The 13,037-nt window shown below is 72.0% G+C and carries 11 protein-coding genes; 6 read left to right on the top strand and 5 right to left on the bottom strand.

The window, feature by feature from the left end:
* Window positions 1-14 precede the first annotated feature (14 nt).
* Entirely contained in the window at window positions 15-2,102 is a 2,088-nt protein-coding gene (locus ACIPWY_RS20040) for a SpoIIE family protein phosphatase (RefSeq protein WP_362903045.1), read from the bottom strand.
* A gap of 244 nt (window positions 2,103-2,346) precedes the next feature.
* Window positions 2,347-2,763 carry an NUDIX domain-containing protein gene (locus tag ACIPWY_RS20035; protein WP_362903043.1) on the bottom strand — a complete coding sequence of 139 codons (417 nt, stop codon included), beginning with the start codon at window positions 2,761-2,763 and terminating at the stop codon, window positions 2,347-2,349.
* Between the two features lie 508 nt (window positions 2,764-3,271).
* Here ACIPWY_RS20035 and ACIPWY_RS20030 point away from each other — a divergent pair.
* Window positions 3,272-3,868: an ankyrin repeat domain-containing protein gene (locus tag ACIPWY_RS20030; protein ID WP_401534132.1), complete on the top strand. Its 597-nt coding sequence runs from the start codon at window positions 3,272-3,274 to the stop codon at window positions 3,866-3,868.
* Window positions 3,865-4,980, top strand: coding sequence for a hypothetical protein (locus ACIPWY_RS20025; RefSeq protein WP_401534130.1), 1,116 nt, complete (start codon window positions 3,865-3,867; stop codon window positions 4,978-4,980). The genes ACIPWY_RS20030 and ACIPWY_RS20025 overlap by 4 nt, the downstream gene beginning before the upstream one ends.
* A 32-nt stretch (window positions 4,981-5,012) precedes the next feature.
* On the opposite strand, the gene ACIPWY_RS20020 is transcribed toward ACIPWY_RS20025, so the two are convergent.
* The 3 genes from ACIPWY_RS20020 to ACIPWY_RS20010 form a co-directional block, all read right to left on the bottom strand.
* Window positions 5,013-6,245 (bottom strand): cytochrome P450, encoded by a 1,233-nt coding sequence (locus ACIPWY_RS20020; protein WP_362903038.1) that lies wholly within the window; start codon window positions 6,243-6,245, stop codon window positions 5,013-5,015.
* Between the two features lie 114 nt (window positions 6,246-6,359).
* Entirely contained in the window at window positions 6,360-7,274 is a 915-nt protein-coding gene (locus ACIPWY_RS20015; protein WP_401534127.1) for a hypothetical protein, read from the bottom strand.
* A gap of 57 nt (window positions 7,275-7,331) precedes the next feature.
* Window positions 7,332-8,324, bottom strand: coding sequence for an ArsR/SmtB family transcription factor (locus ACIPWY_RS20010; RefSeq protein WP_401534124.1), 993 nt, complete (start codon window positions 8,322-8,324; stop codon window positions 7,332-7,334).
* Between the two features lie 58 nt (window positions 8,325-8,382).
* Between ACIPWY_RS20010 and ACIPWY_RS20005 the strand changes: the two genes are divergently transcribed.
* From ACIPWY_RS20005 to ACIPWY_RS19990, 4 genes are all read left to right on the top strand, one after another.
* Window positions 8,383-9,642 carry an MFS transporter gene (locus ACIPWY_RS20005; protein WP_401534122.1) on the top strand — a complete coding sequence of 420 codons (1,260 nt, stop codon included), beginning with the start codon at window positions 8,383-8,385 and terminating at the stop codon, window positions 9,640-9,642.
* Between the two features lie 83 nt (window positions 9,643-9,725).
* Complete coding sequence (locus tag ACIPWY_RS20000) at window positions 9,726-10,448, top strand: FadR/GntR family transcriptional regulator (protein WP_362903032.1); 723 nt, start codon at window positions 9,726-9,728, stop codon at window positions 10,446-10,448.
* A 125-nt stretch (window positions 10,449-10,573) separates the two neighbouring features.
* A complete protein-coding gene (locus tag ACIPWY_RS19995) occupies window positions 10,574-12,028 on the top strand; it encodes a four-carbon acid sugar kinase family protein (protein ID WP_401534118.1) in 1,455 nt (484 codons plus the stop codon).
* Entirely contained in the window at window positions 12,028-12,879 is an 852-nt protein-coding gene (locus ACIPWY_RS19990) for a ketose-bisphosphate aldolase (protein ID WP_401534116.1), read from the top strand. The genes ACIPWY_RS19995 and ACIPWY_RS19990 overlap by 1 nt, the downstream gene beginning before the upstream one ends.
* The last annotated feature ends 158 nt before the right edge of the window (window positions 12,880-13,037 follow it).

The raw sequence follows: 13,037 nt of genomic DNA, 5'->3' as shown, positions 1-13,037 counted from the left end.
CGGGCGCGGTGCCGCTACGACGCGGCCCCCATCGGGCGGGTCCGGCAGATCAGGAGGGCCACGTCGTCGTGGTCCTCCTGGGCGCGCAGTGCGACGAGGAGATGGTCGCAGACCTCGTCCAGGGACCCCTGCGGGTCGGAGAGCAGGTCGAGCAGTATGTTGATGCGGGCGTCTATGGCGTCGGAGCGCGTCTCGATCAACCCGTCGGTGTAGAGCACGAGTTGGTCGCCGCACTCCATCTTCACGGTCGTCTCCTGGAAGGCGATGTCGCCCACCCCTAGGGGTGTCCCGGTGGGCAGGTCGAGAAGTTCGGGGCGCCGACCGGATCTGACCAGTATGGGCGGCAGGTGGCCCGCGACGGCGATCCGGCACTCGCCGCGGTGCGGGTCGTACACGGCGTAGATGCACGTGGCGAACGCGGGGTCGAGTTCGGCGGCGGTGTGGTCGAGGTGGCGGAGCACTTCGGCCGGCGCGAGGTCGAGATCGGCCAACGTGCGGGTGGCGGTGCGGAGTTGGCCCATGGTGGCGGCGGCGTTGATGCCGCTGCCCATCACGTCACCGATCACGAGGGCGGTCTTGTCCCCGGCCACCGGAATGGTGTCGAACCAGTCGCCGCCGATCTCGCTGGCCGACTGGGCGGGCTGGTAGCGGTAGGCGATCTCCAGGCCGGGCCTGCGGGGCGGCCTGGGCGGGAGCAGGTGGCGCTGGAGGGTGAGGGCGGTGCGGCGTTCGCTCTGGTACGAGCGGGCGTTGTCGATGCAGACCGCCGCGCGGGCGGCCAGCTCACCGGCCAGGACGACATCGTCCTCGTCGAACGGTGACTCGTTCCTCGCGCGTGCCAGGTCGAGCGCTCCCAGCACTTCACCGCGCGCGATGAGCGGCACTGCCAGATAGGAGTGGAGTCCCGCGCTGGACAGGACCCGTGCGGACTCCGGATCGGGGGCGATGCGCACCAGGTCCGCTTCGCTCACGTGCTCCACAAGGACCGGGCGCCCTGTGGTCACGCACTGGGTGATGTACCGGTCGGCCGCGTAGCTGGCGATCTGCCCGGGAGCGTCAGCGGCGTGGAGGGCGTCGGTCGAGTAGGCCGCCTTCACCGCCAGGGCCCGGAACAGGGCTGGTCCTCCGGCGGCCGGGGTGGCCCGGCGCCTGCCCTGGAGCACGGCGTCGAGGATGTCGACCGCCGCGAGGTCGGCCAGCTCGGGGACGACCACCGACGCCAGTTCGTTGGCGGTCTGCTCGACGTCCAGGGTGGTGCCCACGGTCCTGGACGCGTCGGCGATGACGGCCAGGCGCCGACGGGCCCGTGCGGCTTCCGTCGAGGCCCGGTGCTGTTCACTCACGTCCACCACGGAGATCGCCAGTCCGAGGACCCGGCCGGCCGAGTCGTCCAGCCGGTAGTAGGACGCTGACCAGGCATGTTCCACGTCACCGGGGCCGCCGGGGCGGCCGAGGGTGAACTCGTTGAGCAGCGGGGTGCCCGTGGCCAGGACCCGGCGCATCGTGGACGTGATGGCGTCGGTGTCCAGGAACGGAAGGACGTCCCCGACAACGCGGCCGATGTGCTGCTCGGCGGACAGGGCGTTGATGCGTTCCAGCGCCGGGTTGACCATCACGTAGCGCAGGTCCGTGTCCAGGACCGCGAGCCCGATGGGCGACTGGGCCACGAGCTGCACGGACAGCGCCAGGTCCCTCTCGACGCTGCGCAGGAGAGCGCGGTCGCCGGCAAGGCCCAGGGCGTAGACGTCTCCGAGCTCGTCGTGGAGCCGCATGTTACGGAACTCCACGAGACGGGTGCTGCCGTCCTTGTGACGTACGGGGAAGACGCCTGCCCAGCTCCGGCCGCTCTCCATGACCTCCGCGAACAGGCTCAGTACGAGGTCGACGTTTTCCGGGGCGACCAGGAGCGGTGCGGCGAACTGTCCGAGCGCCTCCTCGGCGGTGAAGCCGAACAGTTCCTCGGCCTGCGGGCTCCACAGGCAGATCCGGCCCTGGGGGTCGATCATCACCGCGGCCACGCCCAGGGCATCCATGAGCCCGCCGGGCTCGGAAAACGTGCCCGCCGACGTCAGGCCCGTCCGTGACGATCCGATCGCATCCATCCAGTCACCTCCCCAGAATCGCCAGGGTCCGAGGGACGGCTGAAAGGGATCAGCCCGGTTCGGGATGTCATCGACTCCATCGAGGACGAGTATTTTGTCAGCCGGAGCCCAGGCGTGTGGTGCGGTCCAGATTCTCGGCCATGCTGCCTCCAGGCTCCCCACGGCATTTTATGCCCCTTTCCCGGGGAAGGTCATGTTCGCTTCCTTCTCTGCTGGTGGGCCGCGCCCGCCCTGGGCCGACGTTCTATCGCGCGCCGATCATCGCCAGGCTGTCGACCGCCGCAGGGGAGAGCTCGGAATCCCGCAAGCCGGACAGGGGCATCCAGGTGACGGCACTGGTGGAGTCGTCCGCCTCGGTCACCACGGGAGAGCCGGGTTTGAGGTCGACGCGGTAGAAGAGCCCCACCAGATGCCAGTCGACGCCGAGCCGGTGAGCGGTGTACGCCCGCGCGTCGACCAGGCGGGCGTCCAGGAGCTCCAGGCCCGTCTCCTCGTACAGTTCGCGCCCCAGCGTCTCGCGCGGCTGCTCCCCCGGGTCGATCCCGCCACCGGGCAGATGCCACAGACCGGGCTCGAACACCGGTGAACTGTCGGCGAGTTGAGTCAGCAGCAGCTGCTCGTCCAAGACGGCGATCGCATACGCCGAGACTCGCGAACGCATCTGACCTCCCACATTGCACCACTGCGGACATCGCCGTCCCGATGACGGCAGATGCAGGGGAACAACCTATCGATCACGCGTGCCGCACGGTCGGGAATCACGGTGAACGTGCTGAGCCCGTGCCGCGCGTCAACGTGACACTCCGATCCGCCCCGTGCGGGTGTCCCGTACGGGCATGGCAGAACATGGCACATGTCCGCTCGTTGGAAAACCCGAGGACGTCTTCGGGTTCCTGTCGTGGCGACGGCAACCGGTGCACACCCTGAGGGCGAGCCTCCATCACGGCCCCCTCCGCGCCCCCACCGGGTACGGAGGGGGCCTTCCTTCCATCAGCCGTTCGGTTGACCCCGATGTCGTCCGTCGGGCTCCCGCACCGCAGACGGCAGGCCGACCGGTGAGCCCGGGACCGGCCGGAGAATGGACACAAGGAACGGAAATCGAAGGCGCCCCCGTTTCCTCCCTACGGATCCTTCCCTGCGGATCTTCCCTACGGACATGGAGCACCGAGATGCACGACCGCGACCGCCGACTCCTGGACGCCGCTCGCCGCGGCGACGCCGCCGAGGTGCGCGCCGCCCTCGACGCCGGGGCCTCGACAGCGACCTGCGACGAGGAACTGCGCTCCCCGCTGCTCCTGGCCGCGCTCAACGATCACGTGGAGGCCGCGCGGGTCCTGCTCTCGGCCGGTGCGGACCCGGACGCGCAGGACAGGCGCCACGACAGCCCGTGGCTCGTCACCGGCGTGACCGGCAGTGTCGCGATGATGCGCGTCCTGCTCCCGGCGGGCCCGGATCTCACCCTGCGTAACCGGTACGGGGGCGTCTCGGTGATCCCCGCCAGCGAGCGCGGCCACGTCGCGTACGTACGGGCGGTGCTCCGGGAGACGGACATCGACGTCAACCACGTCAACGACCTCGGCTGGACCGCTCTTCTCGAAGCCGTGATCCTCGGCGACGGGGGCCGCGCGCACCAGGAGATCGTGGAGCTGCTGCTGGCGGCGGGCGCCCGCCCGGATCTCGCGGACGCGGAAGGTGTCACGGCCCTGGAACACGCGGAACGCCGCGGCTTCGACGCCCTCGCCGCGCTGCTCACGGCGGCGGCATGACCGCCCGCGCGCGCGGTGCGCTCAGGGCGATGGCCGTCGTCCTCCTCGCGGCGGGGTGCACGGCGACCGGCACGGCCGACTCCACCGACGCCTCCTCACCGCGGGCCGCCACCGTCACTCCCTCGGTGCCGGCGCCCGCGCGGACCGCCCAAGGCACCCTGCTGGTGGCCGACTTCGGCAGCGACACGGTCACGTTCGTGGACCCGGAGCGCGGCGCCCTCGACTCGGTGAAGGTGGGCACGGCACCGTACGGGCTCGTCGTCGGCGAGGACGGCCGGGCCTGGGTGGCGACGGCTGAAGGCGTGGCCGTCGTCGACACCCGGACGCGCGAGAACGTCGGCCGCGTCCCGTACACGACGGAGACCGGCCCCGCCACGACCGGCGAGTACCGCGGCGGCGGCATGGGCATCGCGCTCGCGCCCGACGGGAAGCATGTCTACGTAGGCGTCAACGTCCCTGACAGGAATGGGGTGTTGGAGGTCATCGACACGGCGACGCGGAAGGTCACGGACAGCGTCCCGGTCGGCCGCCGCCCCTTCGACGTCGACGTCGCCCGCGACGGCAGCGAGGCGTACGCGACCGGGCACGACTCGTTCGACGTGACCGCCGTACGCACCGACACGCTCACTCCGCGCCGGTTCGAGGTCGCCCCGTACGGCACGGAGGGCGGGCTCGGCTCGTGGCTGAAGCCGCACTACGCCGCCGTGCGCGACGACGGGAAACTCCTGCTGCCCTTCGAGGGCGAGAAGCTGGCCGTGCTCGACCCGCGCACCGGCAAGGTGGCCGTCGAACCGATGACCGCCGACACACACCAGCACGGCGCCCAGCTCACCCCCGACGGCACCCTGCTGGCCGTCGGCACAGGACCCATCAGCGCCGGCGACCACGACGCCTCGCTCACGATCCGTACCGCCGGAGGGAAGGAGCGCGTCGTCCCCCTCGACGGCCCGCACGAGGACGTCGCCGTGTCACGCGACGGCCGCACCGCCTACGTCACCGGGGGCTTCACGCGGGACGGATTCTGGGACGGGATCACCGTCGTGGACCTCGACAGCGGGGACACCCGCAGGCTGCCCGCAGGCCATCGGCCGCTGGGTGTCGCCGTACTGTGACGGCGCCCGCCCCATGAGCGCCCGGCCGTGACTCAGATGCGTACCGGCAGCCCCGTCGGATAGGTGCCGTCGCCCGCGAACCCGACCCGCTCGACGGTGTCCCGCTCGACGGCCAGCTTCAGGCTGTCGCGGCGCAGGAACAGCTCGTCGAGGATGACCTCGGTCTGGAGGTTGGCGAGCGCGGCGCCGATGCAGCGGTGCGCGCCGTGCCCGTAGGCGATGTGCCCGGCCCCGCGCGCCACCTCGCGGGCGAGGTCGAGCCGCGTGGCTTCGTCGAACGTTCCCGGGTCGCGGTTGGCGGCGAGCAGACCGCTCGTCACGCCCTCGCCCTGGCGCACCAGGACGCCGCCGAGCTCCACGTCCTCGGTGGCGTAGAGGGTGGCGCCGACCCGCACCGCCGACACGTGACGGAGCAACTCCTGGACGGCGCGCGGCAGCAGGTCGCGCTCGGCCCGCAGCCGGGCCGTCTCCTGTGGGTGGTCGAGGAGGGTGAGGACCGCGTCGGTGAGGAAGAAGGCGGGCGGCGCGATCCCCGTGTTGATCAGCAGGAAGACGAGCGCGATCATCTCCTGCCGCGTGAGGCGCTGCCCCGGGGCCGCCGTCGCGCTGGAGCGCAGCAGATCGGAGACCAGGTCCTCCGCGGGGGCCGTGGCACGGAGGTCGAGCAACTGGCCGATGTGCGCGGCGAGATGGTCGATGCCGGGCAGGAACCTGTCCGGTTCTCCGGACTCGTAGTCCCTGATCCAGCCGGTCACCTTCGGCCGGTCGGCCGCGTCCACGCCGATGACCTCGCAGATGATGTCCGTCATGACCGGGTAGGCGAAGGCGCTCAGGAAGTCGAACTGGTCGCCCTTCGCGGCGAGTTCACCGGTCGCTTCCTGGACGATGCGCTCGATGCGCGGACGCAGTGCGGCGATCCGGCGTGGCGCGAAGGCCCGCATCACGTGCGTCCTCAGCCGGGTGTGCTCGGGCCCGTCGACCATCACGAGGATCTCCAGGTACTGCCGGTACTCGGGCGGCAGGCCCGCGTCGTCGAGCAGCTCCGTGCCGACACCCCCGCCCTGCGCACCGGGAACCTTCGCCAGGTCCCGCACGAATCGGCTGTCGCCGAGCGCCGCCTTCACCACGCCGTAGCGCGTGGCCAGCCACACGGGCGTCGTGGTCCCCGGGAGTGTCACCCGCACCAGCGGGATGTCATGACCGTGCGACGCCTCGTCGATATCGGCGTGGGTCAGTTCCAGTGGTGCGGCGGTCGGATCGGTCATGTTCTTACTCCGTTTCGCGAGCACGTCTCCCCTGACGTGATCTCGGTCGCCAGCATCCAATGGAACAGAGGTGCGAGTGGGGGGCGTGACCGGTTCGTGATGAAGGGGTGAGCCTCACGCTCGGTGACCGGTATCGCCTGCGGAGAGCCGCTCAACGGCCAGGGACGTTCTCTCGGCTTTCCGCTGGGCGGCCTTCCGTTCGCGTGCGGCGTCCCGTACCCGTACGGACGCCTCCTCCGCCGTCGCGGCAGCGGTGCGCCGCTCCTCCTCGGCCTCGCCGAGTTGAGCCGTCAGGAGTGCGACGCGTTCGTCCGCCGCGGACCGCCGTGCGGTGGCCTGCTCCAGCTCCTCCTCGGCCCGGCGCACGTCGTCTTCGCGGCGGCTCGCTTCGGCGGCGGCCTCGGTGGCCGCCTTCATCGCCTCCTTCAGGCGGGCGCGGCGCTTCTCCAGCGCGGCGTCGGGCGCCTTGCGCGCGGAAGTCGGCGCGGAGGCGGGAGCGGCCGCAGCGGGCTTGTTCGCCTGGGCGCTGCGAGCTGACACCTGCGCCAAAGAGGCCGTACCGGGGAAGTCGGTGGAGACAGCGGGGACCTTCGTGAGCATGCCCGTTGCCCATCGCTCAGCGACCTCCGGGTCGGCCAGCACCGCGTGGAGGATCTGCTCGACCTCGTGCAGCACGCTCACGCTCACCGGCTGGCCGGCCTGCCGGGCGAGACCGCCCGCCTGCCGCGCGAGGCCCGTGATCACCGCATGCTGCTGGTGACTGAGGGTCCGGAACTGCTCAGGGTCGAGCGTACGGTGCGCTTCCCGCAGCGCCTGCGCGAGTTCGAGGAGCTGCCCGGCCTCTTCCCTCTGCCGCGCCAGGAGGTTCGACACCCAGGCTGCGAGAGTCGGCTTGCGGAACCCGGCGATCCGGCGTGCGGTGGCCGCGTCACCGTCCCGTCTCGCCTCGGCGGCCCGCGCGCCACGCGCGGCCGTGAACTGTGCGGGCGGCAGGCGGTAGAGGTCCTCGGCGACATCATCTGCATCCACACGTCCACTCTGCCGTGCGGGCGGCGCGCTCGGCCGAGACGCGCCGGTCACGGCGGTTCAGCGCCTGTCCGGAGAGTCCGTACGACCGGCGAGGCGGTCGCCCGCCTCCGTCCGCCGGTAGACCACGCGTCGCCCCACCCTCGTACCGATGACCATGTCCGCGTCGCGCAGGACGGCCAGGTGGCCGCCGACGGTGCCGAGCGACTGGCCCAGTTGTGCCGCCAGTTCGCTGCTGGTCGCCGGGCGTTCGAGTTCGTGGAGGAGGGCGGCGCGGCTGCTGCCGATCAGCCGTTCCAGAGCCTGCGGCGCTCGCGCCCGCCCGGTCGGCCCGGCCGTGCCGCGGGCCGGGTAGACCAGGGCGTACCGGTCGGGGGGCGCCTCGGCGAGCCAAGTACCGCTCGTCACGCAGACCGGGACGAACAGCATTCCGTCCGCGCCGACGACGCAGTCGGGAGCCGGCTGGTCACTGAAGCGGATCCCGTCGGCGCCGACCCAGGCGCTGCGGCGGTTCATGTGCTGCAGGGCTCTGGGCCAGCCGTACGCGGCGAGCAGCCCCGCCCGGTACGTGACGTCCCGCTCCAACAAGGCGCGGCGGCGCGGCCAGTCCGGCGACACATGCGTCCTCCACACGTGCCGGAAGAGGTCGGCGGTCCGGGCTCCCCACCCGCGGCCGGTCAGCCACTCCAGATCATGGCGCTTCCAGCTGCGGGCCACGGCCGCGTCGAGGTCCGCGCGTATGTCGTCGTCGCTCGCTTCGGCGACGGCCTTCATTTCGTCGGCGAGCGTGGTGCGCATTCCGCCGGACGGCGGGCGGCTCACATATCCGGGGAGGTACTTGGTCGAGCAGATCAGCTCGACAAGGCCCCTCGCGAACGGGTCCGCGTCGAGCGTGGCATGGAAGCCGCCGTGGTGGCGGGCGTACCAAGGAGCGAGCCACGGGTCGGAGCAGGGCTTCATCAGGACACTCATCGACCCCAGCGTCTCGGCGCTCGGCGACAGCGCGAACCGGGACTGGGACAAGGCCATCGGACTCAACCGCAGCAGCACCATCTTTCGCCTCCTGCCGAAACGTTAGCGTGCGCGCCCGCGGTTCCCCACACTCGGGCCGATGCGCTCCTCCCTCCTCCAACAGGCCGCGTTCCGCCCGTTCTTCGCCGGACGTCTGGTGTCCCTGCTCGGCAGCTCGATGGCGCCCGTCGCACTCGCCTTCGCCGTCCTCGACGCCTCCGGCAATGGCCATGACCTCGGGGTGGTGCTCGCCGCCCACATGGTGCCGCTGCTCGCGTTCCTGCTGGTCGGTGGCGCGGTCGCCGACCGGTTCTCCCGCCGGACCGTCCTGGTGGCCGCCCATCTGGGGGCGGCGATCACGCAGGGCGCCGTCGCCGCGCTCCTGATGACCGGGCACTACTCGCTGCCTCTGGTGGCCGCCCTCGAGTTCCTCAACGGCGTGCTCGCCGCCTTCACGACACCGGCGCTGCGCGGCGTCGTCCCTCAGATCGTCGCCAAGTCCCTTCTGCGGCAGGCGAATTCCGCGCTCGGTTCGGCGGGCAACGCCGCGAAGATCCTCGGGCCGAGCCTGTCGGGTGTGCTGGTGGTGACGGTCGGGAGCGGCCCCGCCATCGCGTTCGACGCGTTCACCTATCTCGTGGCGGCCTGCTTCCTCGCACGGCTCTCCCTCACCGGCGCCTTCGAGGCGTCACCGCGGGAGACGGTGTCGGCCGATATCCGCGACGGCTGGAGCGCGTTCCGCGCGATCCGGTGGGTGTGGGTCGGCACACTGTCCTTCTGCCTGCTGAACCTCGTACAGACCGGCACCTGGCAGATCCTCGGACCTCAACTCGCCCGGCAGATCGGCGACGAGACGACCTGGGGGTTCGTCCTGGGGGTGCGCGGCGTCGGCATGCTGGCGTCGAGTCTGCTGATGTACCGGCGGGCGGTGCGGCACCTGTTGCGGTTCGGGCAGCCGGCCGGGGTGCTGGGCGCGCTTCCGCTGCTCGCGCTGGGTGCGCAGGTGAACGCCGTGTGGCTGATCGCGGCGGCGTTCGTCGCGGGGCTCGGTTCGTCCGTCACCGCGGTCGCGTGGGACACCTCGCTTCAGGAGCACGTCCCCGGGCACGTGCTGTCGCGTGTCGCGTCCTACGACGACCTGCTGTCGTACGTCGCGATTCCGGTCGGGCAGCTCTGCGTGGGCCCACTGGCCGAGACGTTCGGCGCGTTCCGGGTGACCGCGGTCGCCGGAGTGGTCGCCGCCGCTTCCGCAGCGCTGCCCCTGGCCTCCAAAGCCGTACGTCGCCTCCCCCACGCCCAGCCCGACACCGCCGCGTCGGGCGTACAGAAGTTGTCCGAGTCACTCGGCGGGACCCCTTGACAGTCACAGAAACGACAACCTACGTTCAGGGAGCTACGTCAGACATCTGATGTAGTTGGAACGGTCAAGGAGGTCGAGCAGCGATGGCGCTGTCCGATGAGATTGCCGAGCAGCTGCTGACGTCGATCATCGACGGTCACCATCCGGCCGGCTCCCTGCTTCCGGTCGAGGAAGAGCTGGCCCAGGCGTACTCGGCGAGCCGGCTCACGGTCCGTGAGGCCGTCAAGGTGCTGCGCGCGCAGAACATCGTCCGCATCCACCGCGGCCGCGGCACCTACGTGAACGCGCCGGATCAGTGGACCGCGATCGAGCCGATGATCCGCGCGGAGGCGCGCCGCCCCGGCGGCACCGTCTCCGAGAAGCTCATCGAGGCCCGCGAGCTGATCGAGGTCGGCTCCGTGCGACTGGCCGCGGCGCGCCGCACGGACGACGACCTCACCGAACTCGCCGAACTCCTGGACGAGATGAGGCAGGCGGCGCAGGCCGGCGACACCGACGCCTTCGTCGACGCCGACATCGCGTTCCACGAAGTGATCATGCGGGCGTCCGGCAACGCCTTCGTGCCGCTGCTCTTCCAGCCCTTCGGGCGGCTGCTCGTGGAGGGCCGCCGCGAGACCTCCGACGTGCCGCAGATCCGCGAGAACGCCATCGCCCACCACGAGCGCGTCCTCGACGCGCTGCGGGCCGGCGACGCGGAGCTGGCGCGGCAGGCCATGCAGGCGCACATGGCACAGACCGCGGACGACCTGCGCACGCACGTACTCAAGAACGACGGGCCGGACCCGGACAGCGGGTCCACCGAGTAGGCCCGCTCCCGCCGCCCGCCCTTCCCGTACGGCACACCCCCGCCGTAGGGCGCACCCGGCCTGCCCACACGCGGCCACCCAGCCACTCCGCACCGCACCAAACACCCGCACGAAAGAGCACCTTGATGTCGCATCCGACCCACCCCACGGCCCCCGTGCCTCTGGGCCACCGCACCGAGGCGGAGCTGCTGGCCGGTCTCCCGCCGGTCCGCGCCGTGCCCGCCGGCGAGGTCGCCGCCGCGATCAGCGGCGGCCGCCGGCTCGTCGTGCTCGACGACGACCCGACGGGCACCCAGACCGTGTCCGACGTCCCGGTCCTGACCGACTGGGCCGTCGACGACCTCCGCTGGGCCCTGCGCCAGGACAGCGGCGCGTTCTTCGTGCTGACCAACACCCGCAGCCTCGACGCGGCCGGCGCCGCCGAGCGCAACCGCCAGGTCGTACGCGCCCTGGTCGAGGCGTCCAGGGCGGAGGGCGTGGACTTCGTGCTCGCCAGCCGTGGCGACTCGACGCTGCGCGGTCACTTCCCGCTGGAGACCGACGTGCTCGCCGACGAGCTGGCCGCGGCCGGCGCCGGCGGTACCGACGGTGTGGTGGTCGTCCCCGCGTACATCGAGGCCGGCCGGCTCACGGTCGACTCGCTGCACTGGATGCGTACGGCCGACGGCATGCTGCCCGTCGGCGAGAGCGAGTTCGCCCGCGACGCCACCTTCGGCTACGTCCACTCGCGTCTGCCGGAGTGGGTCGAGGAGAAGACCTCAGGTCGCACCCTCGCCGCCGACGTCGTCCGCATCACTCTGGACGACCTGCGCGTGCACGGCCCCGAGCACGTCGCGGGCCTGCTCGGCGCGCTGCGCGGCGGCCGGACCGCCGTCGTCGACGCCACCTGCGACGACGACCTGCGCGTCCTCGCCCTCGCCTGCGCGCTCGTCGAGAGCCGCGGCAGCCGACTCCTGTACCGGGTCGGCCCCTCCTTCGTCCGGGCCCGCGCCGGACAGGCCGCGCGCGCCCCGCTCAGCGCGGCCGAACTGGGCACACCCGCCGCACCGCACGGGCTGATCGCGGTGGGCTCGCACGTCGGTCTGACCACCCGCCAGCTGGACCGGCTTCGCGAGGCGGGCGGTCTCGCCGAATTCGAGCTGGACGTACGCCAGTTGATGGACGACGAGCGCCGTGCCGCGCACATCGCGGAGGTCAGCGAGGCGGCCGCCGGCGCGCTGGCCAGCCAGGACGTCGTCGTACGCACCACCCGCACCGTCGTCACCGGCGCCGACGCCGACGCGTCGCTTGCGATCTCGCGCGGCGTCTCGGCCGCGCTGGTGGAGGCCGTACGCGCCATCACGGCCACCCGTACGCCCGCCTTCGTCATCGCCAAGGGCGGCATCACCTCCAGCGACACCGCCACCGAGGCCCTGGAGATCCGCCGGGCCTGGGCGCGCGGCACGCTGCTGCCCGGGATCGTCTCCCTGTGGGAGCCGGTCGCCGGGCCCGCCGCGGGAATCCCCTACATCGTCTTCGCCGGGAACGTCGGCGGCGACGACGCCCTGGCCGACGCCGTACGACTGCTCAGGAGCCGTTGATGCTGCTGCGAGGAACCGGCGCGCTGCGCGCCGCCGCCGAGGCCGGCACCGCGATCCCCGGCTTCGTCGCCTACAACCTCGAGACCGTCCAGGCCGTCGTCGCCGCGGCCGAGACGGCGGGTACGCCCGTGCTGCTCCAGGCCGGGTCCAGCGCCTTCAAGCACGCGGGCCGGGACGCGCTCATGTCCCTCGCGCTCGGTGCGGCCCGCCGCTCGACGGCCGACCTGGGCGTACATCTCGACCACAGTCGCGACCTGGCCGAGATCACCGCGTGCCTGGAAGCCGGTTACACCTCGGTGATGGTCGACGGTTCCCACCTGCCGTACGAGGAGAACGTCGCCCTCACCCGCGAGGCCGCCCGGCGCGCGCACGACGCGGGCGCGTGGATCGAGGCCGAACTGGGCGCGCTCGCCGGGGACGAGGACGTCTCCACGGGTGCCGCCGCGGCGGCCGGGTCGATGACCGACCCCGCGCAGGCGGCCGAGTTCACCGAGGCCACCGGTGTGGACGCGCTGGCCGTCGCGGTCGGCAACGTACACGGCTTCACGGCCACGCCCGTCCGGCTCGACCTGGACCGCCTGGCCGAGATCCACAAGTCGGTGCCCGTACCGCTCGTGCTGCACGGCGCGAGCGGGCTCCCCGAGGAACAGCTCCTGGGCGCACTCGAGCGCGGTGTCGCCAAGGTCAACGTCAACGCCGAGCTGCGCCGGGCGTATCTGCGCGCCGTCGCCGACGCACTGCCCACCGCGCTGCCGGGGTCCGACACCGTGGCGACCTGGGCGGCGGGCCGCGAAGCGGTCACCGCGGCGGCGCTCGACATCACCCGCCGGCTGAGCCGGGGCGCCAGGTAGGCGTAGGCCCATCCCTCAACACCCTTGCGTATAGGGCTTGTTGGGTCGCGCGCCTGCGCGCCGGCACGTACCTGCGCAGCCCGTGCACACCGTTGGCCGAACCCCTCGCATCCCCTCCACCACACGCCCGGCCGCATCCCACAGCCGGCGTGTCATCC

The organism is Streptomyces sp. NPDC090032, from assembly GCF_044748025.1.
Taxonomy (GTDB): domain Bacteria; phylum Actinomycetota; class Actinomycetes; order Streptomycetales; family Streptomycetaceae; genus Streptomyces.
The sequence above is the reverse complement of the archived record's forward strand: the minus strand, read 5'-3'. Positions and strand labels throughout refer to the sequence as shown.

Coding starts and splice junctions, on each gene's coding strand:
- ACIPWY_RS20040 (WP_362903045.1), bottom strand. CDS start 2,102: ATGGATGCGATCGGATCGTCACGGACGGGCCTGACGTCGGCGGGCACG.
- ACIPWY_RS20035 (WP_362903043.1), bottom strand. CDS start 2,763: ATGCGTTCGCGAGTCTCGGCGTATGCGATCGCCGTCTTGGACGAGCAG.
- ACIPWY_RS20030 (WP_401534132.1), top strand. CDS start 3,272: ATGCACGACCGCGACCGCCGACTCCTGGACGCCGCTCGCCGCGGCGAC.
- ACIPWY_RS20025 (WP_401534130.1), top strand. CDS start 3,865: ATGACCGCCCGCGCGCGCGGTGCGCTCAGGGCGATGGCCGTCGTCCTC.
- ACIPWY_RS20020 (WP_362903038.1), bottom strand. CDS start 6,245: ATGACCGATCCGACCGCCGCACCACTGGAACTGACCCACGCCGATATC.
- ACIPWY_RS20010 (WP_401534124.1), bottom strand. CDS start 8,324: ATGGTGCTGCTGCGGTTGAGTCCGATGGCCTTGTCCCAGTCCCGGTTC.
- ACIPWY_RS20005 (WP_401534122.1), top strand. CDS start 8,383: ATGCGCTCCTCCCTCCTCCAACAGGCCGCGTTCCGCCCGTTCTTCGCC.
- ACIPWY_RS20000 (WP_362903032.1), top strand. CDS start 9,726: ATGGCGCTGTCCGATGAGATTGCCGAGCAGCTGCTGACGTCGATCATC.
- ACIPWY_RS19995 (WP_401534118.1), top strand. CDS start 10,574: ATGTCGCATCCGACCCACCCCACGGCCCCCGTGCCTCTGGGCCACCGC.
- ACIPWY_RS19990 (WP_401534116.1), top strand. CDS start 12,028: ATGCTGCTGCGAGGAACCGGCGCGCTGCGCGCCGCCGCCGAGGCCGGC.